The organism is Nocardioides pollutisoli (assembly GCF_040045055.1).
Classification (GTDB): domain Bacteria; phylum Actinomycetota; class Actinomycetes; order Propionibacteriales; family Nocardioidaceae; genus Nocardioides; species Nocardioides tweenelious.
On sequence record NZ_JBDZDU010000001.1, the window covers coordinates 2,824,071 to 2,848,560 of the forward strand.

The window sequence follows — 24,490 nt, forward strand, 5'->3', positions numbered from 1 at the left end:
GGTGATCCGCTTCGAGAAGGTCGACAAGCTCTACCCGGGACAGGCCGCCCCGGCGCTCGATCAGGTGTCGGTCGACATCGACAAGGGCGAGTTCGTGTTCCTGGTCGGCGCGTCCGGCTCGGGCAAGTCGACGTTCCTGCGCGTGATCCTCCGTGAGCACCGCACCACGTCGGGCCGGGTCTACGTCGCCGGCAAGGAGATCAACCGGCTGGCGAGCTGGAAGGTGCCGCGGCTGCGCCGCCAGATCGGCACCGTCTTCCAGGACTTCCGGCTGCTCTCCAACAAGACGGTCAACGAGAACGTCGGGTTCGCGCTCCAGGTGATCGGTCGCTCCCGCTCGGAGATCAGCCGGCTGGTGCCCGAGACCCTCGAGCTGGTCGGTCTCGAGGGCAAGGGCGACCGGATGCCCGACGAGCTGTCGGGCGGCGAGCAGCAGCGGGTCGCGATCGCCCGCGCGTTCGTCAACCGGCCGATGATCCTCATCGCCGACGAGCCGACCGGCAACCTCGACCCGACGACGTCGGTCGGGATCATGAAGCTCCTCGACCGGATCAACCGCACCGGCACCACGGTGCTGATGGCGACCCACGACGCCGGCATCGTCGACCAGATGCGCAAGCGCGTCATCGAGCTCGAGGGCGGTCGGGTCATCCGCGACCAGGTCCAGGGCGTCTACGGCTTCCAGCACTGATTCGACAAGGACCTCTCCACCTCATGCAGCTGCGCTACGTCTTCACCGAGCTCCGCCAGAGCCTCCGTCGCAACATCTCGATGCACATCGCGGTGATCCTGACCCTGTTCGTGTCGCTGACCCTGGTCGGCTTCGGGCTCCTGATGAGCGAGCAGTCCGCGAAGGCCCGCGACCAGTGGGGCTCCGAGCTCCAGATCACGGCGTTCCTCTGCAAGGCCCGCGACGACAACCCGGCCTGCACGGGCGAGGTCACCGACGCGCAGAAGGCCGCGATCGCCGACGTCGTCGAGAACAACAACGAGGTCAGCGACTACCACTTCGAGAGCAAGGAAGAGGCGTTCGCGAAGGTCAAGGAGCTCCTCGGCTCCGACAAGTTCGACGGCCCCAACCCGGCGGCGACGGCCGACGACATGCCGGAGTCCGTCTGGATCACGCTCAAGGACCCGGACAAGTACGAGGGGATCACCAGCGCGATCATCGGGCTGGACGGCGTCAGCAGCGTGCGTGACCAGCGCGACGTGGTCGGACCGATCCTCAAGAGCATGCGGCTCATGCAGGTCGGCGCGGCGGTCGTGGCGCTCGTCCTGGTCGCCGCGGCCCTCCTGCTGGTCGGCAACACGATCCGGCTGGCGGTCTTCGCGAGGCGCCGGGAGATCGGGATCATGCGCCTGGTCGGCGCGTCCTCGCTCTACATCCGGCTGCCGTTCCTGCTCGAGGCGCTGGTGACCGCCGCGATCTCCGTGGCCCTCGTCGGCGGCACGCTCTCGGCCGTCATGTACTTCGGCGTCGAGCAGCGGCTCAGCGAGTCCGTGGGCTTCATCCCGTGGATCGACTGGACCAACCTCTGGTACGCCCTGATCCGCGTCGCGATCCTCGCGCCGATCCTGACGCTGGTCCCGACACTCTTGGTGAGCCGCAAATCCCTCAAAGTGTGATCCGCGCGCGTTACGGTCATCGCGTTCACTTCCCCGAACACGAGTAAGGCAGACCGGTGCGTCTCTTCCCCCGTACCGCCAGCCGACGCTGGGCCGCGGCCGTCGCCGCGAGCTCGCTGGCGCTAGGCGCGCTCGCCGTCCCCTTCGCGCATGCGGACCCCCGGGACCTCAAGCACAAGCAGCACCAGGCCCAGCACCAGATCAAGAGCGCCCAGCACGACCTCGACGAGTCGAGCTCGCAGCTGCAGTCGGCGCAGGCAGCGCTGGCCAAGGCGAAGACCGATCTGCACGCGGCGCGCAACGCCTTCCGTGCCGCGAGCGCCAAGCTGGACGCCGCCCAGCTCCGTGACGAGGAGATGCAGCACCAGCTCGCCGCCGCGGAGCAGCGGCTCACCACGGCGCAGCAGGAGCTGACCGACGGGCAGGCCGCGCTCGCCGCCCAGCGGCTCACCGTCACCGACACGGTCACCGACCTCTACGAGCAGGGTGACCCGCAGCTGGTCGCCTTCTCCAACCTCCTCAAGTCGCAGAGCACCACGGACCTCACCCGGCAGGAGGAGTTCAACAACGTCGTCGTCGGCAAGCAGACCCAGGCGTACGACGACCTCCACGCCGCGGAGGTGCTGCTCCAGGTCCGGGAGAACGAGGTCCAGGCCGCCCACGACGACGTCGAGGTCCAGCGCCAGGCCGCCGCCGACCACCTGGTGGTGATGGAGCAGCTGCACCAGCAGACCCGGGACGCCCGCGACTCCGTCGTACGCCTCGTGCAGGACCGCCGCGACGCCACGGAGCGCGCCAGGTCCATCAAGCGCCACGACCTCCGCCAGCTGCAGGCCGCGAAGACGCGCGAGCAGCAGATCCGCCAGCAGATCCTGGCCGCCGCGCGGCGCGCCAAGGGCGGCTACACCGGGTCGACCAACGGCCTGCTGATCAAGCCGGTCGACGGCCCGGTCACCTCCCCGTTCGGCTACCGGATCCACCCGATCTACCACTACTGGGGCCTCCACGACGGCACCGACTTCGGCGTCTCCTGCGGCGAGGGCATGCGTGCCGTCGCCAGCGGCACCGTCATCGAGCGCTACTACTCCGAGGTCTACGGCAACCGCCTCTACCTCAGCCTCGGCATGATCAACGGCAAGAACGTGACCGCGGTCTACAACCACGCCACCGGCTACCGGGTCGACGTCGGCGACCACGTCAACCAGGGCGAGATCGTCGGGTACGTCGGCTCCACGGGCTGGTCGACCGGCTGCCACCTGCACTTCACGATCCTGGTCAACGGCACCGCGGTCGACCCGATGAACTGGCTGTCGTAGGCGTCGTCCGTTGGTTGAGGAGGTTGCGCAGCAACCGTCCTCCTGTTGGTTGAGGAGGTTGCGCAGCAACCGTCCGCCCGTTGGTTGAGGAGGTTGCGCAGCAACCGTCTCGAAACCGTTTTGCCCGTCTCTGAGAGAATGGCCGGATGGCCAAGGAGACCGGGCAGAAGCTCGTCGCGCAGAACAAGAAGGCGCGGCACGACTACCTCATCGAGACGACCTACGAGGCCGGCCTGGTCCTGATGGGCACCGAGGTCAAGTCGCTGCGCCAGGGACGGGCGTCGCTGGTCGACGGCTTCGTCGACATCGACGGCCACGAGGCGTGGCTGCACGGCGTCCACATCCCGGAGTACTCCCAGGGCACCTGGACCAACCACTCCGCGCGACGCAAGCGCAAGCTGCTGCTCAACCGCGAGGAGATCGACAAGATCGAGCGCCGCGTCAACGAGAAGGGCCTGACGGTCATCCCGCTCTCGCTCTATTTCAAGGACGGCCGCGCCAAGGTCGAGATCGCGCTCGCCAAGGGCAAGAAGTCGTGGGACAAGCGGCACGCCCTCGCCGAGCGGCAGGCCACCCGCGAGACCGAGCAGGCGATCGGCCGCCGCGCCAAGGGCATGGGTGACTGACCCGTCGGTGGTCGAGGAGGTTGTGCAGCAACCGTCCCGACACCCCGACACCCCCGCCGTCCGGGACTTCTGGCAGGGGCTGGGTCTTCCGGGCCTCTTCGACGTCCACACCCACTTCCTGCCGCCGAACATCCAGCGTCGGGTGTGGGAGCAGTTCGACCTCGCCGGCCCGAAGATCGGTCGCGAGTGGCCGATCCGCTACCGGCAGTCGACCGAGGAGCGGGTCGAGATCCTGCGCGGCTTCGGCGTACGCCGGTTCTCGACGCTGCCCTACGCCCACCGGCCCGGCATCGCGACCTACCTCAACGACTGGGCGGCGGGCTTCAAGCGCGACGTCCCCGAGTCGCTGTGGTCGGCGACGTTCTACCCCGAGCCCGAGGCGGCGGCGTACGTCGAGCAGCTGGTCGCCGACGGCGTCGAGATCTTCAAGGTGCACGTGCAGGTGGGGGAGTTCGACCTCGACGACTCCCTCCTCGACCCGGTCTGGGGTCTCCTCGCCGACGCCGGGACGCCGATCGTCATCCACGCCGGCGGCGCCCCCGTCGGCAACGCCTTCACCGGTCCGGCCCCGCTCGCCCGCGTCCTCGACCGGCACCCGCGCCTGACGGCGATCGTCGCGCACATGGGCGCGCCCGACCTCGTGGAGTTCCTCGAGCTCGCCGAGGGCTTCGAGCGGGTCCGTCTCGACACGACGATGGTCTTCACCGACTTCTGGCCGCAGCCCTACCCGACCGAGCTGCTGCCGCGCCTGGTCGACCTGCAGGACAAGGTCCTGCTCGGTACCGACTTCCCGACCATCCCCTATCCCTACGCCCACCAGCTCGAGGGTCTGGCCCGTCTGGACCTCGGCGACGACTGGCTGCGGGCGGTCTGTTGGGGCAATGGGTTCGATCTGTTCGGTGCTGCCCCGTAGACTGATCCCACAACTCAAGAGGGGCTGATCGGTTTCGACTTGGGACGTTAGTTCCAGATGAAGCGGGTCGAGAAGCCAACGTCATCTCGTAAACGATCGTTGGAAACCTATAACTGCCAACAACCATCGCAGTTCCTTCGCTCTCGCTGCCTGAGCAGTGATCGAAGCGTCAGACCGGGCATCCGTCTCCGTCCCGGACCCTGGCGTCATCTAGGAGACTTGCTGCTCACTCCGTGTCGCGGAGGGTGAGCGGGACTTTTCCGTGACTGAGCCTGTCGGGGACGTGTCTGTGCGAGCCCCGGGGCTGAGAAAAGCGTCAATACAGACTGCACCCGGAGAAGACCTGGATCGACGCTCGAGGACCGGGGTTCGATTCCCCGCAGCTCCACCAACCGTGACGTCTTCGCAGCAGGAACGCGAAGCCTTCGCAGATCCACCGGTCACCGTGGCGTACGCCGCGGAGCCCAGCCCTCTTGGACGAGAGCCGCCCCGACATCCGTCGGAGCGGCTCTCGCTTTGTGCTGTCCCGGTCGCGCCGGGTCAGGCCGGCAGGTTGCGGATGATCTCCTCGACCTTGTCCTTGGCGTCGCCGAAGAGCATCTGCGAGTTCTCCTTGAAGAACAGCGGGTTCTGGACGCCGGCGTAGCCGGTGGCCATGGAGCGCTTGAAGACGATGACGTCGCGGGCCTTCCAGACCTCCAGGACGGGCATGCCGGCGATCGGGCTGCCGGGCTCGTCGAGGGCGGCGGGGTTGACGGTGTCGTTGGCGCCGATGACCAGCACCACGTCGGTCTCGGCGAGGTCGTCGTTGATCTCGTCCATCTCGAGGACGATGTCGTAGGGGACCTTGGCCTCGGCGAGGAGCACGTTCATGTGCCCGGGCAGCCGCCCGGCGACCGGGTGGATGCCGAACCGGACGTCGATGCCGCGGGCGCGGAGCCGGGCGGTGAGCTCGGCGACGGGGTACTGCGCCTGGGCGACGGCCATGCCGTAGCCGGGCGTGATCACCACCGACGATGCGTTGGCCAGGAGGTCGGCGGCGGCGTCGGCCTGGATCTCGCGGTGCTCGCCGTAGTCGCGCTCCTCGCCGGAGACCGCTCCGTCGGAGCCGAAGCCGCCGGCGATGACGGAGACGAACGAGCGGTTCATCGCCTTGCACATGATGTAGCTGAGGATCGCGCCGGAGGAGCCGACCAGCGAGCCGGTGATGATCAGGAGGTCGTTGTCGAGCAGGAAGCCGGCGGCGGCCGCGGCCCAGCCGGAGTAGCTGTTGAGCATCGAGACCACGACCGGCATGTCGCCGCCGCCGATGGCGGCGACGAGGTGGAAGCCGAGGAACAGCGCCAGCGCGAGCATCACGAGCAGGGGGACCAGCGCGGCGTGGTCGGTCGACCACCCGTCGTACGACATGAACCAGACCAGCAGCGCCAGCGAGGCCAGGATCACCAGCAGGTTGAGCAGGTGGCGGTGCGGGAGCACGAGCGGGGACGACTTCATCCGGCCGCTGAGCTTGAGGTTGGCGACGATCGACCCGGTGAAGGTGACCGCTCCGATGAAGACGCCGAGGAAGACCTCGACGTCGTGGATGGTCGCCTCGGCGCCCACCTGCGGAGCGTGCGGGTCGAGGAAGGAGTTGATGCCGACCAGCACGGCGGCCAGGCCGACGAAGCTGTGCAGGATCGCGACCAGCTCGGGCATGCCGGTCATCTCGACCGTGCGTGCCCGCCAGGCGCCGATCGAGCCGCCGGCCGCCATCGCGAGCACGACGATCAGCAGCGTGATGCCGACGCCGTTGAGGCGGTCGTCGTAGTCGAGCTCGGCGTTCTGCGCGGCCTTCAGCAGGGTGGCCACCAGGGCCAGCGCCATGCCGGTCATCCCGGCGAGGTTGCCGGTCTTCGCGGTCTCGTGCTTGGACAGGCCGGCGAGGGCTCCGATGAAGAGCACGCCGCCGACGATGTAGAGGCCCTGGATCAGGCCGTCGAGGTGGTCCCAGGTCAGGAAGTCGGACATGCGCTCAGTCCTTCCTGAACATCTCGAGCATGCGGAGGGTCACGAGGAACCCGCCGAAGATGTTGATGGACGCGACCAGCACCGCGAGGGTCGCCATGATCGCGATCGCGGGGTTGGTCGACCCGACCTGCAGGATGCCGCCGACCAGGATGATCCCGGAGATCGCGTTGGTCTCGCTCATCAGCGGGGTGTGCAGGGCGTGGGCGACGTTGGAGATCACGTAGTAGCCCACGAACACCGCCAGCGTGAAGACCGTGAAGTGGCCCAGGAAGCTGGGCGGCGAGTACGTCGCGGCCAGGATGAACAGCACGGCCGCGACCCCTCCGACGTACAGCTTGCGACGTGGGTCCGGCGGCGGTTTCGGCGCCACGGGTTCGCGTACGGCGGGGGCGGTGGTCGGCGCCGCGGAGACCTGCACCGGGGGCGGCGGCCACATCGACCCGCCCTCGTGGGCGACCGTGATGCCGCGGACGATGACGTCCTCGAGGTCCAGCACCAGGACGCCGTCCTTCTCGGGGGTCATCAGCTTGAGCAGGTTGACGATGTTGGTGCCGTAGAGCTGCGAGGTCTGCGCCGCGAGCCGTCCGGCGAGGTCGGTGTAGCCGATGATCGTGACGCCGTTGTCGGTGACGACGACCTCGTCGGTGCGGGTGAGCTCGGTGTTGCCGCCGTTGGCAGCGGCCATGTCGACGATGACCGAGCCGGTCCGCATCCCTGCGATGGTCTCGGCGGTGACCAGCTTGGGAGCCGGGCGTCCCGGGATCAGCGCGGTGGTGATGACGATGTCGGCGGCGCGCGCCTCCTCGTCGTACATCGCGGCGGTCGCCGCGACCTGCTCGGCGGTCATCTCCTTGGCGTAGCCGTCGGTCGAGACCTCCGACTCCATGTCGACGGTGACGAACTGGGCGCCCATCGACTCGACCTGCTCGGCCACCTCCGGGCGCACGTCGAACGCGCGCACCATCGCGCCCATGCTGCCCGCGGCGCCGAGCGCCGCCAGTCCCGCGACACCCGCGCCGACCACGAACACCTTCGCCGGCGGGACCTTGCCCGCGGCGGTGACCTGGCCGGTGAACTGCCGCCCGAAGGCGTGCGCGCCCTCGATGACGGCGCGGTAGCCCGCGACGTTCGCCATCGAGCTCAGCACGTCCATCGACTGCGCCCGCGAGATCCGGGGGACCGCGTCCATCGCCAGCGCCGTCACGCCCGCCGCGGCCAGGGCGTCGACCAGCTCCGGGCTGCGGGCCGGTGCCATCATCGAGACGACCACCGTGCCGGGGCGCAGCCGGGCGATCTCCTCGGGCGTCGGTGCGTTGACCTTGACCACGACGTCGCTCGACCAGACCTCGTCGGGGCTGCCGACCGGGACCTCGGCCGCGACGTACGCGTCGTCGGGCTGCGCGGACGCGATGCCCGCGCCGGACTCGACGACCACGTCGTACCCCAGCTTCTGCAGCTGGCCGGCCGTCGCGGGGGTCGCCGCGACCAACGTCTCACCGGGCCTGGACTCGCGGGGAATTCCGATGCGCACAGATGCTCCTTGATCGTGATCGCCGAAGCCTCGCCGAGCTCGGCGAGAAGCGGTGCTGGCGACGAGGTTGTCAGGTGCAGCCGCTTCCCGCAGCCCCTGGACGGCCAGATGCTTGCGTGATCTGCGTTGCGTACGACACACTAGACACATGTCCAGCCACGTGTCTGCCCTGCCTCGTCAGGGTCTCAACGCGCGGCAGGCCGAGACCGTCGAGCGACTGCTCACGGCGGGTCTCGAGGAGCTCCGGGCGGTCGGGCACGACGCGCTGACGGTGCGCACGGTCGCGACCCGGGCCGGAGTGTCGCCGGCGACGGCGTACACCTACTTCGCGTCGAAGAACCACCTCTTCGCCGAGCTGTTCTGGCGCTTCCTCGCCGAGGACGCCGATCGCGAGCCCGCGGGCGCGACCCCTACGGAGCGCCTGCAGCTTGCCATCCGCCACCTCACCCTCCGACTGGCTGGGGCGCCCGAGCTGGCCGCAGCGGTCACACCGGCGCTGCTCGGCACCGACCCGGACGTCGAGCGACTGCGTCTGCGGATCGGCGCGGAGTTCGTCAACCGCTTCCGGGCGGCGCTCGGGGACAAGGCCGAACCGGCGCTCGTCGAGGCCGTGACGCTCGCGTTCTCGGGAGCGCTGCTCCAGGGGGGCATGGGCCTGATGACCTACACCGAGATGGGCGACCGGCTCGACGCCGTGGTCGCCGTGATCATGAAGGGCAACGCATGAGTGTCGTCCAGAGCAGGCCGGTCCTGGACCCGTACGACTACGGGTTCCAGAACGACCCCTATCCCGTCTACGCCTGGCTCCGCGAGCACGAGCCGCTCCACCACAACCCGGACCTCGACCTCTGGGCGCTGACCCAGCACGCGGACATCGCCGAGGCGCTGCGGACGGAGGGCACCTACTCCAACTCGTACGGCGTCGCGATCGAGAAGTCGGCCTGGGGTCCGTCGGCCTACAAGGTGATGTCGATCCTCGGCATGGACCCGCCGCGGCAGAAGCGACTGCGCTCGTTGGTGTCCCGCGGCTTCACGCCGCGCCGGGTGCACGACCTGCTCCCGCGCATCCAGGCACTCACCGACCGCTATCTCGGCGAGTGCCTCGAGATGGGCAGCTTCGACTGGATCTCCGACTTCGCCGGCAAGCTCCCGATGGACGTCATCTCCGAGATGATGGGCGTCCCGGAGGAGGACCGCGCCGAGGTCCGGCGCCAGGCCGACATCGTCGTCCACCGCGAGGACGGCGTGTACGACGTGCCGCAGGCCGGCGCCGAGGCCTCGCTCTGGATGGTCACCTACTTCATCGACATGGTCACGCAGCGCCGGCGCCAGCCGACCGACGACCTCACCAGCGCGCTGATCGAGGCGGAGGTCGACGGCGAGCGGCTCGACGACGACGACGTCATCGCCTTCCTCTTCTTGATGGTGGTCGCCGGCAACGAGACCACGACGAAGCTTCTCGGCCACGCGGCCTTCCACCTGACCCGCCACCCGGACCAGCACGACCTCGTCTTCGGCGGTGCCGGCAACACCGACCTGGTCGCGCCGTGGGTCGAGGAGACGCTCCGGTTCGACACCTCGAGCCAGCTGCTGGCGCGCTACCTGCTGCGCGACGTCGAGCTGCACGGGCGGGTCGCCCCGCAGGGATCCAAGCTGCTGCTGTGCCTGGGCTCGGCCAACCGGGACGACTCGGTGTTCAGTCGGCCCGACGAGTACGACATCACCCGGGATGCCGACGAGCTGGCCAAGATCCTGTCCTTCGGCGGCGGCCGTCACTTCTGCCTGGGCGCCAACCTGGCCCGCCTCGAGGCGAGGGTCGCGCTGACCGCGCTCGTCGAGCGCGCTCGATCCATCGAGGTCGACCACGACGCGTGCCGCCGGGTCCACTCGGTCAACGTCCGCGGCTTCAACCTCGAGCCGATGACGGTGGTTCCGCGATGAACAAGTACGCCCAGCCCGAGCGCCGGCCGGCGGTCGTCACCGGCGCCTCGTCCGGCATCGGCGCGGCCACCGCGCTGGCCCTCGCGGCAGCCGGACACCCGGTGGCGCTCGGTGCGCGGCGTACGGACAGGTGCGAGGAGGTCGCGACCGCGATCCGCGAGGCCGGGGGAGAGGCCTTCGTCCACGCCCTCGACATCACCGACGCCGACTCGGTCGAGTCCTTCGTCAAGGCCGTGAGCGCCGACCTCGGCGACATCGAGGTGCTCGTCAACAACGCCGGCGCGGTCGGCCCGGGCATCATCCACGAGGTCGACAGCGAGCGGTTCGCCCGCGAGCTCGACCTCAACGTGGTCGGCGCCCACCGGATGGTGCACGCGATCGCACCCGGGATGGTCGAGCGGCAGCGCGGCGACATCGTCTTCGTGTCGTCCGACGTCGCCGTGCGGGCCCGGCCCTTCATGTCGTCGTACGCCGCGGGCAAGTGGGGGCTCGAGGGCATGGCGCACGCGATGCAGATGGAGCTCGAGGGCACCGGCGTGCGCGCCTCGATCGTGCGACCCGGTGGCACCTGGAGCGAGATGGGCAGCGACTGGGACCCCGAGGCCGGCGCCGACGTGCTCAACCACTGGGTGCGCTTCGGGTTCGCCCGGCACCCGCACTTCCTGAAGCCCGCTGCGATCGGCGAGGCGATCACGACGATCGTCTCGGCCCCGCGCGGCGTGCACCTCAACCTGGTCGAAGTGACCCCCGAGGCTCCCGTGGAGGACCGATGACTACCGAGCAGATCCCCGAGGTCTCGTACGCCGTGCCGGACGACGGCTACGGCCACCTGGCCGAGATGCGGGTCGACCCGATCGGTCTCTTCGAGCGGTTGCGTGCGGAGTGCGGCGACATCGGCCGCTTCCGGCTGGCCGACAAGGACGTCGTGCTGGTGTCGGGCGCCGAGGCGAACGAGCAGTTCTTCCGGGCGCCGGACTCGACGCTCGACCAGGCGGCGGCCTACCCCTTCATGACGCCGATCTTCGGCAAGGGCGTGGTCTTCGACGCCTCGCCGGAGGAACGCCAGCAGATGCTGAAGAACCAGGCGCTGCGTGGCGACATGATGCGCGGCCACGCCGCGACGATCGAGGCCGAGATCAACCGGATGGTCGGGCAGTGGGGCGACGAGGGTGAGATCGACCTGCTCGACTGGTTCGCCGAGCTGACCATCTACACGACGTCGGCCTGCCTGATCGGCAAGCCGTTCCGTGAGGAGCTCGACGGTCGGTTCGCTGCGGAGTACCACGAGCTCGAGCGCGGCACCGACGCGCTGGCCTACGTCGACCCCTACATGGACATCGAGTCGTTCCGCCGCCGCGACGCGGCGCGCGAGAACCTCGTTGCGCTGGTGCAGGGGATCATCGACAAGCGGATCGCGCGGGGCAAGGTGCCGCGCGAGGACCGCGACCTGCTCGACGTGCTGATCTCGATCGACATGACCGCCGACTACATCACCGGGATCTTCATCTCGATGATGTTCGCCGGGCACCACACCTCGTCGGGCACCGCCGCCTGGGGCCTGATCGAGATGATGCGCAACCCCGAGGTGATGAAAGACGTCGTCGCCGAGCTTGACGACCTCTACGCCGACGGCTCGGAGGTCTCCTTCCAGGCGCTGCGGTCGATCCCGCGGCTCGAGGCCGCTCTCAAGGAGACGCTGCGCCTCCACCCGCCGCTGATCATCCTGCTGCGCGTCGTGCAGGAGGAGATCGAGCTGGCCGGGCACACGATCGCGCCGGGCACCATGGTCGCCGCGTCGCCCCGGGTCTCCAACCGGATCGCCGAGGACTTCCCCGAGCCCGAGCTCTTCGACCCCTCGCGCTACCTGGACCCGCGCCAGGAGGACCTGCAGAACCGCTGGACCTGGATCCCGTTCGGCGCCGGCAAGCACCGGTGCGTCGGCAACGCCTTCGCGATGATGCAGATGAAGGCGATCTTCTCGGTGATCCTGCGCGACTACGAGTTCGAGATGGTCCAGCCGGCGGAGACCTACCGCGACGACACCTCCAAGATGGTGATCCAGCTCGCCAGCCCCGCCACCGTCCGCTACCGCCGGCGGCAGAAGTGAGGGTCGTCGCCGACCTGGGTCTCTGCCAGGGCCACCAGATGTGCACGGGCGAGGCCCCGGACGTCTTCGAGTTCGACGACAGCACCGACCAGGTGGTCGTCACCCAGGAACACCCCGACGAGTCCCTGCGTCCGCAGGTCGAGTCGGCCGTCAGGTACTGCCCAGCCATGGCGCTGGCCATCGAGGAGGAAGCATGACCACCCTGACCCGGGCGGAGATCGAGGAGTTCTGGGCCACCTGGCTCGACATCAACCGGAAGGTCGAGGCCACCGGCGACTGGCGCCCGATGGCCGAGTGGTACGCCGAGGACGCGACGTACGGCTGGATGTACTCCGTCGACGAGCACTTCATGGCGGTCGGTCGCGACCAGATCCGCGACTACGCCATCGGCATCGAGATGGACGGCCTCGACGGCTGGCACTACGACTACCAGGTCACCATGATCGACGAGGCCAAGTCGATGGTGCTGGGCTTCTGGAAGCAGCGGTCCGGGATCATCAACGACGCGACCGGCGAGGAGTACGAGATCCTCGGCATCGGCGGCTCGTGGTTCGGTGTCGAGCGCCAGGTCGGCGGCGCCGACGACGGGCTGATCAAGTTCGCCTGGCAGCGCGACTGGTTCGACATGCCCTCGACCGCGCACACCTTCGTCGAGATCATCAAGGCCGACAAGGCGCCCGACACGCTGCTCAAGCGGATGTCGGTGAGCGGCCTCGACGTGCCCGGCCACTACCGCTACCAGGACCTCCCGTCGAGCGTCTGGCCGCCGCCGGTCGAGCGCGGCGACTACATCGAGCAGAAGCCGCCGGGCGCATGAGCGACTCGATGACCCGGGTGCCCGCCGCCCAGCAGCTGATCGACGGCAAGCTCGTCGGGGCCTCCGACGGCACGACGTACCCGATCCTCAACCCGGCCACGGGTCGGGAGATCGGCCAGGCGCCGGACGGCACCGCGGCGGACGCCGAGGGGGCGATCGCCGCGGCCCGTCGGGCCTTCGACGAGACCGACTGGTCGACGAACACCGAGCTGCGGGTGCGCTGCCTGCGTCAGCTGCACCAGGCACTGCTCGACCACGCCGATGCGTTCCGGGACCTCACGACGGCCGAGGTCGGCATGCCCGGCTTCATGATGGGCGCGGCCGGCTTCGACGTCCCGGTCGAGGGACTCAAGTGGGTCACCGACCTGCTGGAGTCCTACGAGTTCGAGACCGACCTGGGCGTGGCCGCGCCGATGGGGATCAAGAGCCGCCGGACCGTACGCCGCGAGCCGATCGGCGTGGTGGCCGCGATCTCCCCGTGGAACGTCCCGACCCAGATCAACCTCGCCAAGATCGGTCCGGCCCTCGCGGCCGGCTGCACCGTGGTGCTCAAGCCCGCGCCGGACACCCCGTGGGTGGCCGCCGAGCTCGGGCGGCTGGTCGCCGAGCACACCGACATCCCGGCGGGCGTCTTCAACGTGGTGACCCCACGGTCCAACGAGGTGGCGGCGCTGCTGACCACCGACCCGCGGGTCGACATGGTGTCCTTCACCGGCTCGACGGCGGTCGGCAAGGCGATCATGGCCGCGGCCGCCCCGACCCTGAAGCGGGTCTTCCTCGAGCTCGGCGGCAAGTCCGCCGCGATCGTGCTCGACGACGCCGACGTCACCGCGGCGGCGGGCGCCACGGCGTTCACCGCGATGATCCACGCCGGTCAGGGGTGCGCCATCACGACCCGGCTCGTGGTCCCGCGGGAGAAGTACGACGAGGCGGTGCAGGTCGCGGCGGCGACGATGGAGTCCATCGGCGCCAAGGACCCGGCCGACCCGGGCGCGATCTGCGGTCCGGTCATCTCCCAGCTGCAGCGCGACCGGGTGGAGGGCTACCTCAAGCTGGCCGAGGAGGAGGGCGGCACGTTCGCCACCGGCGGCCACGTGATCGACCAGGACGGCTTCTGGATCGAGCCGACCGTCATCTCCGGCCTCGACAACTCCTCGCGCCTGGCGCAGGAGGAGATCTTCGGACCGGTGCTGGTCGTCATCCCGCACGACGGTGACGACGACGCGGTGCGGATCGCCAACGACTCGCCGTACGGCCTGTCCGGCTCGGTGGAGTCGGGCGACCTCGAGCGCGCGAAGGCGGTGGCGGCCCGGATCCGCACCGGCACGATCGCCGTCAACGGAGGCGTCTGGTTCAGCCCGGACGCACCGTTCGGCGGCTACAAGCAGTCCGGCATCGGCCGCGAGATGGGCGTCGCCGGCTTCGAGGAGTACCTCGAGACGAAGACGGTCGCCGAGCCCGCATGACGTTGGTTGAGGAAGGCGCGCTAGCGCCTGTCTCGAAACCTAGTGAGCCAAGAGGAGACAGCAAGTGAACATGCGTTTCGAGAACAAGGTCGTCGTCGTCACGGGGGCGGCCCAGGGCATCGGTGAGGCCTACGCACGTGCCCTCGCGGCGGAGGGTGCATCGGTCGTCGTGGCCGACCTCAACGTCGAGTCGGGCCAGAAGGTGGCGGCCGACATCGGCGGGCTCTTCGTCCGCTGCGACGTCTCGTCGCACGAGGACGCGGCGTCGCTGGTCGAGGCCACCGTCGCGGCGTACGGCGGGATCGACGGGCTGGTCAACAACGCCGCGATCTACGGCGAGATGGCGTTCGACCTGCTGATCAGCGTCGACTGGGACTACTACAAGAAGTTCATGTCGGTGAACATGGACGGCGCGCTGGTGATGACGCGCGCGGTCTACCCGGAGATCCAGAAGCGCGGCGGCGGCTCCATCGTCAACCAGAGCTCGACCGCGGCCTACCTCTACGCGGGCTTCTACGGTCTCGCCAAGGTCGGGGTCAACGGCCTGACCCAGCAGCTCGCGCACGAGCTGGGCGGCCTGAAGATCCGGGTCAACGCGATCGCGCCCGGCCCGACCGACACCCAGGCTACGCGCACCCAGGCGGGCGACGCGGCCAAGGACCTGGTCAAGGGCCTGGCCCTCAAGCGGATGGGTCAGCCGAAGGACATGGTCGGGGCCTGCCTCTTCCTGCTGTCCGAGGAGTCGGCGTGGGTCACCGGCCAGATCATCGCCGTCGACGGCGGACAGACGTTCCGCGCATGAGTCTCGACAAGCTCGACCACCGGAAGAAGGTGGGCTTCATCGGGCTCGGCAACATCGGCAAGCCGATGGCACTGCGGCTCGCGTCGTCCCCGGGCATCGAGCTCACGGTGTACGACGTCGCGCCCGATCCGGTCGCCGAGCTCCAGAAGGCGGGCGCCCGCGCGGCCGACAGCGTCGCCGCCCTCGCCGCGCAGGTCGACGTCATCTGCGTGATGGTGCGCGACGACGACCAGGTCCGCGACGTCCTGGGGGAGATCCTCGGGGTGTCGGGCGACGGGCAGACCGTGGTCATCCACTCGACCGTCGCACCCGGCACGCCCGCCGTACTCGCGGACACCGCGGCCCGGCACGGCGTCGAGGTGCTCGACGCGCCTGTGAGCGGCGGTTCCATGGGGGCCGCCGAGGGCACCCTCGCGATCATGGTGGGCGGCTCCGAGGAGGCGTTCGCAGCAGCACGTCCCGCCCTCGACGCGATGGGGTCGCTGGTGACCCACGCCGGACCGATCGGGGCCGGCACGAGGTTCAAGCTCGCGCGCAACGTGATGCACTTCGTGGCCTTCACCGCCGCGACCGAGGCGCAGCGCCTGGCCGAGGCCGCAGGTCTCGACCTGGTCGAGCTCGGCAAGGTCGTCCGCCACACCGACGCGATCACCGGCGGTCCGGGCGCGATCATGCACCGCGCCACGACCGCGCCGATCGACCCCGAGGACTTCTGGTACGGCGTGTTCACCCACGTCACCGCGCTGGGGGAGAAGGACCTGACGTTCGCGATCGCGCTCGCCGACGAGCTCGGGGTCGACGTACCCCTGGCCCGCCAGGCACTGCCCACACTGGGGAAGGGACTCGGAGTATGAGCAAGTTCGACGATCTGCCGGAGAAGCGCCGGATCGGCCTGGAGAAGATGGAGGACGTCTACGGCTTCGAGATGACCGACGGGGCCGGTGACTTCTTCGGGATCACCGCCGACCACCTCTTCGCCGACATCTGGACCCGGCCCGGCCTCTCCGACCGCGACCGCCGGCTGCTGCTCATCGGCCTCCTCGCCGGCACCGGCGGCCACGACGTGCTGACGATCCAGATCCCCGCGGCGTACAAGAACGGCGAGCTCGACGACGAGCAGCTCCGCGAGATCGTGATCTTCCTCTGCCACTACGCCGGCTGGCCCAACGGCGCCCGGATCAACTCGGTCGTCGAGGACACCATCGCCAAGGCGGCCCGGGCGAAGGCGAAGGCCGCCGACCAGTCCTGACGCTCAGAAGACACCCTCGCCTCGACGCAACCAAACCACGCGTCCGGTGCGTCAGAGGGGCATGAACCTTCGTCTCGGAACTGCCCACCTGCCCCTGCGACTGCTCCTCGGCGCCGCCCTGGCGATCACGCTGTGGTCCGCCGGAGGTGCGCCGGCCCATGCGAGCGCCGGCGACAAGCCCCATCTGATCGTGTACGCCGGGGGCGAGTCGCCCGGCGTCGAGGTGCAGTCGCGGGCCGACGCCAAGAAGCTGCGCGGGGCGCCGAAGGCCTTCAAGCGCTTCATCGGCAACAAGGCCCAGCGGGTCGCCGACCACTCGACCTGCTCCGGCGGCTACGTCGGGGTGACCGTCGAGCGGGTGCGCACCGACGGCTTCGCGGTCGGTGGCGTCAACGACTGCGGAGGCTACGAGGCCCTCTGGGCGGTCGTCGACGGTCACTGGAAGCAGATCGCCGGCACCCAGGAGATCTGGGGCTGCGGCGTCCTGGCGCGGCACGCGGTGCCGAGCAGCATCGCGGGCCACACGTGCTACGACTACCAGGCGAAGAAGACGCGGCACTACCACCAGCGCTGAGCAGCCGGGCTAGCCCAGCCGCCGCCGCGTTGTGCGTTCGGCGGCGGCTGGGTCCGGCGATCCCTAGCGTTGGACGATGGCTACTGACTGCGGGCGCTCACGCCTCGTCGTCGCGATCGCGGCGCTCCTCCTGCTCACCGCTGCGTGCAGCGGAGGCGGCTCCGACACCGACAGCGACGGGGACGCGGCCCCCGCCGGGCACACCGGCCGCGAGGGCGAGGGATGGACGGTCCTCCACTACTCGATGGCCGACACCAACCTCGAGCCGTTCATGGTCGCCGACGTCAACGAGCTCGGCGAGGTCGGCTCGACCGACACCCTCCACGTCCGCGAGTTCATGGACCGGTCGGCGGACTACGGCGACGACGAGCTGCTCGACCAGGGCAGCTGGGTCGGCGGCCGGGTGCTCGACCTCGGCGCACCGGGGACCAGCGAGGTCGTCGAGGACCTGGGCGACGTCGACTCGGCCGACCCGGACGTGCTCGCGGACTTCATCGCCGAGGGCATCAAGGCGCACCGGGCCGCGCACTACGCGCTGATCATCTCCGACCACGGAGCGTCCTGGCCGGGCATCGGACCCGACGAGGGGACCGCGCCGGACTACGACGTCCTCGACCTGGCCGAGATCACCGACGCCATCTCCTCCGGTCTCGACGCAGCAGGCGTCGACAGCCTGGACGTGCTCGGCTTCGACGCGTGCCTGATGGCCAACTACGAGGTGGCCAGCGCCGTCGCGCCGCTCGCCGACCGCCTGGTCGCGTCCCAGGAGCTCGAGCCCGGCCACGGATGGGACTACGGCGCCCTGCAGGTGCTGGCCGACAACCCGGACACGACCGCCGACGAGCTCGGCACGGCGTTGATCGACGGCTTCTCCGGCCAGGCCCAGGAACAGGGCACCGAGGACCAGATCACGCTCTCGATGATCGACCTGACCCAGATGGCCGACGTCGACGAGGCCGTCACCGACTTCGCGACCGCCCTGTCCGACCAGGTCGCCGACGTCGCGCCGGCCGTCGGCCAGTCCGAGGCGACGACCCTGGCGTTCGGCAAGAACCCCGACCAGACGCAGGACAAGCACCTGAGCGACCTCGGGCTGCTGGCGACGGCGATCGGCGAGTCCGCGCCGGAGGTGTCCGAGCAGGCCGACGAGGTGATCGCTGCCCTCGACGAGGTGGTCCTCGACGAGGTCTTCGGCACCGCGACCTCGGGCGCGACCGGTCTGTCGATCTACCTCCCGCCGGTCCGCGACCTCTCGGACGGCGCCTACGTCGACGTCTCGAGCGCCGGGGCCTGGGCGACGTTCCTCGACACCTACTACAGCGCCGGCGACGCGATCCCGCCCGCCGAGCAGCCCGCGTTCACCGAGCCGAGCGACGAGCCCGACGTCAGCTTCGACGAGGACGGGGTGACGCTCACCGGCGCCTTCGATCCCGCGGGCCTCGACAACATCACCCAGGCGACGATCAGCTACGCCCTCCTCAACGACGACGGCTCCATCACCTACTTCGGTGAGGAGGCCGCCGACTACGACGACACGGGTGCCGCGCCGACGGCGACCGGCACCTACGACCTGTCCTACATGGAGATCACCGACGGCGAGGACTCGGCGTACGCCTATGTCGACCTGGACATCAGCGACGACCTCAAGACCGCGTTCTTCGACGTCCCGCTGACCTACTACTCCTCGACCGACCCCGACACGGCGCAGGACGCGCTGCTCTCGCTGGTCCTCGACATCGACAAGCGCAAGTTCGACAGCGAGACGCTCTACGTCTACGACGAGCAGTCCGGCGGGTACGGCGAGCTCGCACCCGACCCCGACGGGATCATCGTCCCCGACGTGCTGACCATCGGTGCGGACGGCGAGCAGGTCTGGGAGCCCACGTCCGACGTCGGTCTCTACGCCGACATCGCCCAGCTGACGTACAGCTTCGTGCCGCTCGACTCCGGCACGCAGATCCAGACCGACCTGACGCTCTACGACTTCGGCGGCAACTCCAGCAGCCTCAGCACGGTCATCGAGGTGCCGTAGGTCGCCTAGGGCAGGAGCACGATCCGCTGGCGTGAGGCGGCGGCGTCGGCCCATGCCTGCTCGGCATCGGCCAGCGGCATGGTCCGAGCGTCCACCGCGAAGGTCCCGTTGCCGATCTCGGCGGCCAGTGCGGGGAGCTCGGCCAGGATGTCGCGGGTCGCGACCGAGCCCTGACCGCTGCCCACGATCGCCAGCCGCGAGGCCCGCAGCGCCGCCGAGGGGATCGCCGCGTCCGGGCCGGCGACCGAGCCGATCTGCACCCAGGTCAGTGGCTGGGCGTCGTCGGCGCGGTTCGGGATGATCGCCCGCAGCGCGTCGACGGTCGGCTCACCCCAGACGTAGTCGATGACGAGGTCGACGTCACGGCCGGTGCTGCCGAGCTCGGCCGGATCGAGGGAGACGGTGCGGTCCGCTCCCAGGGCATCCAGCCCGGCGAGCAGCCCGGCGTTGCGGCCGGCCGCCGTCACGTGGCTCGCCCCGAGTCGACGCGCGACCTGCACGGCCATCCGCCCGGCGTTGCCGGTCGCGCCGAGGACGAGCACGCGCTGGCCGGGCTGGAAGTCGATGCGCCGGCGCAGGGCCACCCAGGACGACATGGCCGGGTTCATCGCGGCGGCGATCGCGACCGGGTCGGCGTCCTCGGGCAGCACGACGCTGCGGCGTACGTCGATCACCGTGCGATCGGCCATCGCGCCCATCGCTGTGTCGGGCAGGACGAAGTAGCGCAGCGCGCCGTCCTGGGTGCGACCGACTCCGTCGATGCCCGGGACCAGCGGCAGCTGGTCGGAGCTCGTGTAGTGAGACCCGGCCGCCTGTGAGCGGACGCGGGGATGGAGCCCGGCCGCGAGCACCTCGATCAGCACGTCGTGCTGGCCGGAGGGAGCCGGGGTCGGGAACTCCTGGTAGCGCGGGCTCTGGTCGAAGGCGGTGACTACTGCCGCGTGCATGACAACCTCACAAGTAGTTGGTGTTACCAATCAAAGTAGTTGGTAAGACCAAGCAGATCAAGTAGGGTTGCGCCATGACCTCCGCCCCTGGGAGCGCTGCTGAGGACCGTGCGTTGACCGATGCGGTCGCTCAGGCCTCGTTCGCGATGACCGCGCTGCTCACCCGGGTCGGTGCGGCTCACGACCTCTCCCTGACGCAGGTGCGAGTCCTCGCGATCCTGCGCAACCACGAGCCGACGATGGCCCAGCTCGCCGACCACCTCGGGCTCGACCGGTCGACCGTGAGCGGCCTGGTCGACCGGGCGGCGAAACGCGGCCTCGTCGAGCGCGTGTCGAACGACGAGGACCGGCGCTCGAGCCGGGTGCGGCTCACCGCAGCCGGCCGGCGGCTGGCCGAGGACGGCGCGGACGAGATCAGCGAGGCGGTCGCCGCCATGGCCGTGGGCCTGGACGTCGACGAGCGGCGTACGTTGCGCGACCTGCTCGCGCGGATGCGCCCCGCCTAGCGGGCGTCGAGGAAGGCGAGCACCCGCTCGACGAGCAGGTCGGTCTGCTCGGGGGAGTAGGACGCGAGCGAGCTGTCGGTGAAGAGGTGCACGTCGCCGGGATAGACGAACAGCTCGGCGTCGGCCGACTCAGCCGCGAACGCCCGGGCGGCGTCGATGTCGCCGTCGCCGGCGAAGAACGGGTCGGCGTCCATCCCGTGGATCTGAGCCGGCACGCCATCTGGCCAGGAGCCGAACTCCGACGGCGGGACGAAGGACTCCAGGAACAGGCCGCCCACGGCGCCTGGTCGGGTCTGGGCGAGCTGCTGGGCGGCCATCACCCCGAGCGAGACGCCTGCGTAGACGATCTCGGACGGCAGTCCATCGGCCGCCTGGACGCCACGCCGGACGACGACGTCGAAGCCGACCTCGCGGGCGTGGGCCAAGCCGTCGTCGAGCGAGTCGAACGTGTGCCCGTCGTAGAGGTCGGGCGTGTGCACGGTGTGGCCCGCCTCGCGGATCCGGTCGGCGAGCGCCGTGATGCCGGGCGTGAGCCCCTGTGCGTGGTGAAAGAGCAGGATCTCCGTCATGGCACGATCCTGCATCATCGCGCCGACACACCGTCAGCCTCGCGATTGGAGTCGTCCCACCTGGGCACACTCGGGCCATGTCGCTCGGGTCCCGACTGCTGGTCGTGCTGTCCTCCATCGCGCTCCTGACCGGTCTCGGCTCGCCGGCGGGAGCTGCCGACGAGACGACGCCGACGACCGTGACGATCACGGCCGCACCGGCGTACGCCGACGCGACGACGACCCTCGTCGTCGACCTCGTCGACCAGTCGGGTGCTCCGGTCGCCGGTGCGTCGGTGCTGCTGGAGCGCAGCTCCGACGGCGCCTGGACCCCGAGCGGCACCGTCACGACGGGTGCGGACGGTCGTGCGACCAGCGACGTGCCGGTCGGTCGTGACCCGGCCGACAACGCCGTGCGCGCGACGTACGCCGGAGACGCGGTCCACTCGCCCTCGACCGCCGAGACCCGGCTGCAGATCCAGCGGCGCTCCAGCACGCTCGCGATCAGCGGCCCCAGGTCGGTCGTCGACGAGCGGCAGGTGACGCTGACCATCCGCTGGCGGACCGGCAGCGGGCAGCCGATCGCGGGCGCCGTCCGGGTCTACCGGGCGCTCGGCCGCGGCGACTTCAAGCCCTACCGCACGGTCCGCACCGGCGCCGACGGCCGCGCCGAGCTCCGCAGCACGCCGCGCAGCGACTCGCGGTGGCGAGCGCGTGCTCCCCAGCTCGCCTGGGTCGACGCCGCCCGGAGCTCCGTGCGCCGGATCGACAACCTCGCGCCCGGCGATCGGGTGACCCTGCCGAAGGGAGCGCCCAGCCCGAGGATCAGGTTGCCCCGGCAGCCGCACGCCACGGGCGACGGTGCCCACGTCGTCGTACGCCGGATCCCCGACGCCGTCTGGCGCCAGATGACCGGCGTGACCTGGCACTCGGGGTGCCCGGTCGGACGCACCCAGCTCCGGCTGGTGCGGGTCAACTACTGGGACTACTCGGGCTACCGCCGCCGAGGCGAGCTCGTGGCCAACGTCGACGCGGCCCGCGCGATGGGTGCCGCGCTGGCCGACCTCTACGACCACGAGCTCCCGATCCGGGCGATGTACCGCGTCGACCGCTTCGGCTGGGGAAGCCGGTCCCGCGGTGGCGACGACTACGCCTCGATGAAGGCCGGCAACACCTCGGCGTTCAACTGCCGCGACGTCACCGGTCGTCCCGGCGTCCGCTCGCCGCACTCCTACGGACGCGCCATCGACATCAACACCTGGGAGAACCCCTACCGCTCCGCGCAGGGCACCGTCCCGAACACCTGGTGGCAGCCGCGGTCCCATCCCCTGGTCGCCTGGCGCACCACGTCCCACCCGGTCGTCGAGCTGATGGCCCGTCACGGCTTCCGCTGGACCTACGGGACGGGCGACACCCAGCACTTCGACTACGTCGGCAGCCGGTCGCGCGCATCTGCCCTTCCGGAGGAATGCGAGCGCTTCTGCGACTAGCCTTCGGGCATGGCCGCCGGCGGGGATTGTGTCTTCTGCGCGATCGTCTCCGGTGAGCAGCCGGCCGACGTCGTGCTGGACGAGCCCGACTTCGTGGCGTTCCTCGACCGCCGCCCCGTCTTCAAGGGCCACGCCCTCCTCGTCCCGCGCGAGCACGTCGTCACGCTGCCCGACCTCCCGGCGGGGCTCCGCGACGGGTTCCTCGAGGCGGCGCAGCGACTCGCGACCGCGGTCGTCACCGGCCTCGGGGCCCAGGGCAGCTTCGTCGCGATGAACAACGTCGTCAGCCAGTCCGTCGCCCACCTGCACCTGCACGTCGTGCCGCGCACCAAGGGTGACGGCCTGCGCGGCTTCTTCTGGCCCCGGACGACCTACGCCGACGGCGAGGCAGCCGACTACGCCGCCCGGCTGCGGGGAGCGCTGTGACGCGTCCGCCGCGCTCGGCACGCGTCATCGTGCGCTGGGTCGCCGTCGCCGTCGCGCTGCTCAGCGTCGTGGTGGGGACCATGCTCGCGGTCACCGCCGTCCAGGTCGCCTCGGCGCAGGACCGGCTCGAGGACCAGCTCAACCCCGCGCGGGTCGAGCTCGGCACCCTCCTGGCCCTGTACGTCGATCAGGAGACCGCCGAGCGCGGCTACATCCTCACCGGGAAGCCCGAGTTCCTCGAGCCGTACGACGCCGCCGCTCCGGAGATCGAGCGCAACGTCGCGCTGCTCCGCAGGCAGGTCTCGCCGGAGGTGCGCGGCGCCCTGGACGCCATGACCGGCGCCCACGAGACCTGGCTGACCGAGTCGGCCGAGCCGGAGCTGGCCGCCGTACGCGACGGGGACCGTGCCGGGGCCGCCCGGCTGGTGGCGACCGGTCGGGGCAAGGAGCTCTTCGACGCCGTACGCGTCGCCCACACGAAGGTCGACGACCAGATCGCCGCCGAGCAGCTCGCCGCGACGCAGCGCGCCGACTCGCTGCTGCAGCGGCTCTCGTGGCTGCTGGCCCTCACGATCGCGGCCTTCCTCGGCACGACGCTGCTCGCGACGGTCGCGTTCAGCCGCACGGTGCTGCGGCCGCTGTCCGTCCTGGGCCGCGACTCGCGAGCCGTCGCCGGCGGCCGGCTCGACCAGTCCGTCGGCGCGCACGGGCCGCGGGAGGTCGCCCAGGTCGGGGAGGACGTCGACACCATGCGGCGGCACCTGCTCGACGAGCTCGACGCCTCCCGTCGCGCCACCGAGGCGCTCGTCCTCGGTGAGCCGGCGGTCGCTGCCCTGCAGGACGCGCTCACCCACCGTCCGCTCCAGCGTTCGGGGCTCGAGGTCGCCGGACAGATCGAGTCGGCGCTCGGGGTGCTCGCCGGTGACTTCCTCGACATCGTCGAGCTCGACGGCGACCGGGTCGGCGTGATCCTCGGCGACGTCTCCGGGCACGGACCGGCCGCCGCCCTGGTCGGCCTGCGTCTCAAGATCGCGATCGGCTCGATGCTCGGGCGGGTGTCGCTCGAGGAGCTGCTGCCGCGGGTGCGCGGCAGCCTGGCCGACCAGCCGGAGATGTTCGCGACCGTCTTCGTCGCGATCGTCGACCTCGCCGGCGACACCCTGTCCTACGTCAACGCGGGCCACCCGCCGCCGCTGCTGGTCCGACCGGCGGGCACCGGCGAGGGGCCGGAGGAGCTCGACCCGACCGGCCCGCTGCTCAGTGCCGTCCTCGCGGACGTCACCTGGGACACCGGGCTGCGCAGCTTCGGGTCGGGCGACTCGCTGATCGCCTTCTCCGACGGCGTCCTCGAGGCGCGCGACGGTGGGGGAGAGGAGTTCGGCGTCGACCGCCTCCTCGACGTGGTGGCCGGCGTCCGGGACCGCACGGCCACCGACGTCGTCGACCGGGTGCGCAGCCGGGTGCGCGACCACGCGGCGCGGCCGCGCGACGACGTGACGATCCTCGTGGTCCGGCGTGGTGTGCCCTCATCGGTGTCGCCCGGGGTGGCAACCTGAACGGTCG

25 protein-coding genes and 1 other RNA gene are annotated in these 24,490 nt (G+C 70.3%); 22 read left to right on the forward strand and 4 right to left on the reverse strand.

Annotation, left to right across the window (positions count from 1 at the left end):
* The first annotated feature begins 1 nt into the window (after position 1).
* The 6 genes from ftsE to ssrA all read left to right on the forward strand — a co-directional run bounded on the left by ftsE (position 2) and on the right by ssrA (position 4,872).
* A complete protein-coding gene (ftsE, locus tag ABLE68_RS13800) occupies positions 2 to 691 on the forward strand; it encodes a cell division ATP-binding protein FtsE (protein ID WP_348872067.1) in 690 nt (229 codons plus the stop codon).
* A gap of 23 nt (positions 692 to 714) precedes the next feature.
* Positions 715 to 1,626: a permease-like cell division protein FtsX gene (gene ftsX / locus ABLE68_RS13805; RefSeq protein WP_348872069.1), complete on the forward strand. Its 912-nt coding sequence runs from the start codon at positions 715 to 717 to the stop codon at positions 1,624 to 1,626.
* Between the two features lie 56 nt (positions 1,627 to 1,682).
* Complete coding sequence (locus ABLE68_RS13810; protein WP_348872070.1) at positions 1,683 to 2,942, forward strand: peptidoglycan DD-metalloendopeptidase family protein; 1,260 nt, start codon at positions 1,683 to 1,685, stop codon at positions 2,940 to 2,942.
* 146 nt (positions 2,943 to 3,088) lie between these two features.
* Positions 3,089 to 3,568: an SsrA-binding protein SmpB gene (gene smpB / locus ABLE68_RS13815; protein WP_348872073.1), complete on the forward strand. Its 480-nt coding sequence runs from the start codon at positions 3,089 to 3,091 to the stop codon at positions 3,566 to 3,568.
* Positions 3,561 to 4,481 (forward strand): amidohydrolase family protein, encoded by a 921-nt coding sequence (locus tag ABLE68_RS13820; protein WP_348872074.1) that lies wholly within the window; start codon positions 3,561 to 3,563, stop codon positions 4,479 to 4,481. The genes smpB and ABLE68_RS13820 overlap by 8 nt, the downstream gene beginning before the upstream one ends.
* Before the next feature lie 20 nt (positions 4,482 to 4,501).
* Positions 4,502 to 4,872, forward strand: a transfer-messenger RNA (tmRNA) gene (gene ssrA, locus ABLE68_RS13825).
* A gap of 149 nt (positions 4,873 to 5,021) precedes the next feature.
* Here the strand turns inward: ssrA and pntB are convergent.
* The gene (pntB, locus tag ABLE68_RS13830; RefSeq protein ID WP_348872075.1) at positions 5,022 to 6,491 is read right to left on the reverse strand and encodes a Re/Si-specific NAD(P)(+) transhydrogenase subunit beta; all 1,470 of its coding nucleotides are present in this window, start codon (positions 6,489 to 6,491) and stop codon (positions 5,022 to 5,024) included.
* Positions 6,492 to 6,495: 4 nt separating this feature from the next.
* Positions 6,496 to 8,022: a Re/Si-specific NAD(P)(+) transhydrogenase subunit alpha gene (locus ABLE68_RS13835; RefSeq protein ID WP_348872076.1), complete on the reverse strand. Its 1,527-nt coding sequence runs from the start codon at positions 8,020 to 8,022 to the stop codon at positions 6,496 to 6,498.
* Between the two features lie 148 nt (positions 8,023 to 8,170).
* Here ABLE68_RS13835 and ABLE68_RS13840 point away from each other — a divergent pair, with 148 nt between their 5' ends.
* From ABLE68_RS13840 to ABLE68_RS13895, 12 genes are all read left to right on the forward strand, one after another.
* Positions 8,171 to 8,749: a TetR/AcrR family transcriptional regulator gene (locus ABLE68_RS13840; RefSeq protein WP_348872078.1), complete on the forward strand. Its 579-nt coding sequence runs from the start codon at positions 8,171 to 8,173 to the stop codon at positions 8,747 to 8,749.
* Positions 8,746 to 9,963 carry a cytochrome P450 gene (locus ABLE68_RS13845; protein WP_348872080.1) on the forward strand — a complete coding sequence of 406 codons (1,218 nt, stop codon included), beginning with the start codon at positions 8,746 to 8,748 and terminating at the stop codon, positions 9,961 to 9,963. Before ABLE68_RS13840 ends, ABLE68_RS13845 begins: the two co-directional genes overlap by 4 nt.
* Positions 9,960 to 10,736 (forward strand): SDR family oxidoreductase, encoded by a 777-nt coding sequence (locus ABLE68_RS13850; protein ID WP_348872082.1) that lies wholly within the window; start codon positions 9,960 to 9,962, stop codon positions 10,734 to 10,736. The genes ABLE68_RS13845 and ABLE68_RS13850 overlap by 4 nt, the downstream gene beginning before the upstream one ends.
* On the forward strand, positions 10,733 to 12,070 hold the full coding sequence (locus ABLE68_RS13855) for a cytochrome P450 (RefSeq protein ID WP_348872083.1): 1,338 nt from the start codon (positions 10,733 to 10,735) through the stop codon (positions 12,068 to 12,070). The genes ABLE68_RS13850 and ABLE68_RS13855 overlap by 4 nt, the downstream gene beginning before the upstream one ends.
* The gene (locus ABLE68_RS13860) at positions 12,067 to 12,267 is read left to right on the forward strand and encodes a ferredoxin (RefSeq protein WP_348872085.1); all 201 of its coding nucleotides are present in this window, start codon (positions 12,067 to 12,069) and stop codon (positions 12,265 to 12,267) included. Before ABLE68_RS13855 ends, ABLE68_RS13860 begins: the two co-directional genes overlap by 4 nt.
* A complete protein-coding gene (locus ABLE68_RS13865; RefSeq protein WP_348872087.1) occupies positions 12,264 to 12,887 on the forward strand; it encodes a nuclear transport factor 2-like protein in 624 nt (207 codons plus the stop codon). Before ABLE68_RS13860 ends, ABLE68_RS13865 begins: the two co-directional genes overlap by 4 nt.
* Positions 12,884 to 14,353, forward strand: coding sequence for an aldehyde dehydrogenase (locus ABLE68_RS13870; protein WP_348872088.1), 1,470 nt, complete (start codon positions 12,884 to 12,886; stop codon positions 14,351 to 14,353). Before ABLE68_RS13865 ends, ABLE68_RS13870 begins: the two co-directional genes overlap by 4 nt.
* A 70-nt stretch (positions 14,354 to 14,423) precedes the next feature.
* On the forward strand, positions 14,424 to 15,155 hold the full coding sequence (locus ABLE68_RS13875; protein ID WP_348873277.1) for an SDR family oxidoreductase: 732 nt from the start codon (positions 14,424 to 14,426) through the stop codon (positions 15,153 to 15,155).
* Positions 15,152 to 16,009, forward strand: a complete 858-nt coding sequence (locus ABLE68_RS13880; protein WP_348872090.1) for an NAD(P)-dependent oxidoreductase — start codon at positions 15,152 to 15,154, stop codon at positions 16,007 to 16,009. The genes ABLE68_RS13875 and ABLE68_RS13880 overlap by 4 nt, the downstream gene beginning before the upstream one ends.
* Positions 16,006 to 16,404 (forward strand): carboxymuconolactone decarboxylase family protein, encoded by a 399-nt coding sequence (locus tag ABLE68_RS13885; protein ID WP_348872092.1) that lies wholly within the window; start codon positions 16,006 to 16,008, stop codon positions 16,402 to 16,404. Before ABLE68_RS13880 ends, ABLE68_RS13885 begins: the two co-directional genes overlap by 4 nt.
* A gap of 61 nt (positions 16,405 to 16,465) precedes the next feature.
* Positions 16,466 to 16,978: a hypothetical protein gene (locus ABLE68_RS13890; protein WP_348872094.1), complete on the forward strand. Its 513-nt coding sequence runs from the start codon at positions 16,466 to 16,468 to the stop codon at positions 16,976 to 16,978.
* Positions 16,979 to 17,054: 76 nt separating this feature from the next.
* Positions 17,055 to 19,010: a clostripain-related cysteine peptidase gene (locus ABLE68_RS13895; RefSeq protein WP_348872095.1), complete on the forward strand. Its 1,956-nt coding sequence runs from the start codon at positions 17,055 to 17,057 to the stop codon at positions 19,008 to 19,010.
* A gap of 5 nt (positions 19,011 to 19,015) precedes the next feature.
* On the opposite strand, the gene ABLE68_RS13900 is transcribed toward ABLE68_RS13895, so the two are convergent.
* On the reverse strand, positions 19,016 to 19,957 hold the full coding sequence (locus tag ABLE68_RS13900; protein ID WP_348872096.1) for a quinone oxidoreductase family protein: 942 nt from the start codon (positions 19,955 to 19,957) through the stop codon (positions 19,016 to 19,018).
* A 74-nt stretch (positions 19,958 to 20,031) separates the two neighbouring features.
* Here ABLE68_RS13900 and ABLE68_RS13905 point away from each other — a divergent pair, with 74 nt between their 5' ends.
* Positions 20,032 to 20,463 carry a MarR family winged helix-turn-helix transcriptional regulator gene (locus tag ABLE68_RS13905; protein ID WP_348872097.1) on the forward strand — a complete coding sequence of 144 codons (432 nt, stop codon included), beginning with the start codon at positions 20,032 to 20,034 and terminating at the stop codon, positions 20,461 to 20,463.
* Here ABLE68_RS13905 and ABLE68_RS13910 read toward each other — a convergent pair.
* Complete coding sequence (locus ABLE68_RS13910; RefSeq protein ID WP_348872099.1) at positions 20,460 to 21,032, reverse strand: dienelactone hydrolase family protein; 573 nt, start codon at positions 21,030 to 21,032, stop codon at positions 20,460 to 20,462. The two genes, ABLE68_RS13905 and ABLE68_RS13910, sit on opposite strands and share 4 nt — an antisense overlap.
* A gap of 77 nt (positions 21,033 to 21,109) precedes the next feature.
* Here ABLE68_RS13910 and ABLE68_RS13915 point away from each other — a divergent pair, with 77 nt between their 5' ends.
* From ABLE68_RS13915 to ABLE68_RS13925, 3 genes are read left to right on the forward strand one after another with little or no spacing between them, the layout of a single operon-like run.
* Entirely contained in the window at positions 21,110 to 22,501 is a 1,392-nt protein-coding gene (locus ABLE68_RS13915; protein ID WP_348872101.1) for a M15 family metallopeptidase, read from the forward strand.
* A 9-nt stretch (positions 22,502 to 22,510) separates the two neighbouring features.
* Positions 22,511 to 22,927, forward strand: coding sequence for an HIT family protein (locus tag ABLE68_RS13920; RefSeq protein WP_348872102.1), 417 nt, complete (start codon positions 22,511 to 22,513; stop codon positions 22,925 to 22,927).
* Positions 22,924 to 24,483, forward strand: a complete 1,560-nt coding sequence (locus tag ABLE68_RS13925; protein ID WP_348872103.1) for a PP2C family protein-serine/threonine phosphatase — start codon at positions 22,924 to 22,926, stop codon at positions 24,481 to 24,483. Before ABLE68_RS13920 ends, ABLE68_RS13925 begins: the two co-directional genes overlap by 4 nt.
* The last annotated feature ends 7 nt before the right edge of the window (positions 24,484 to 24,490 follow it).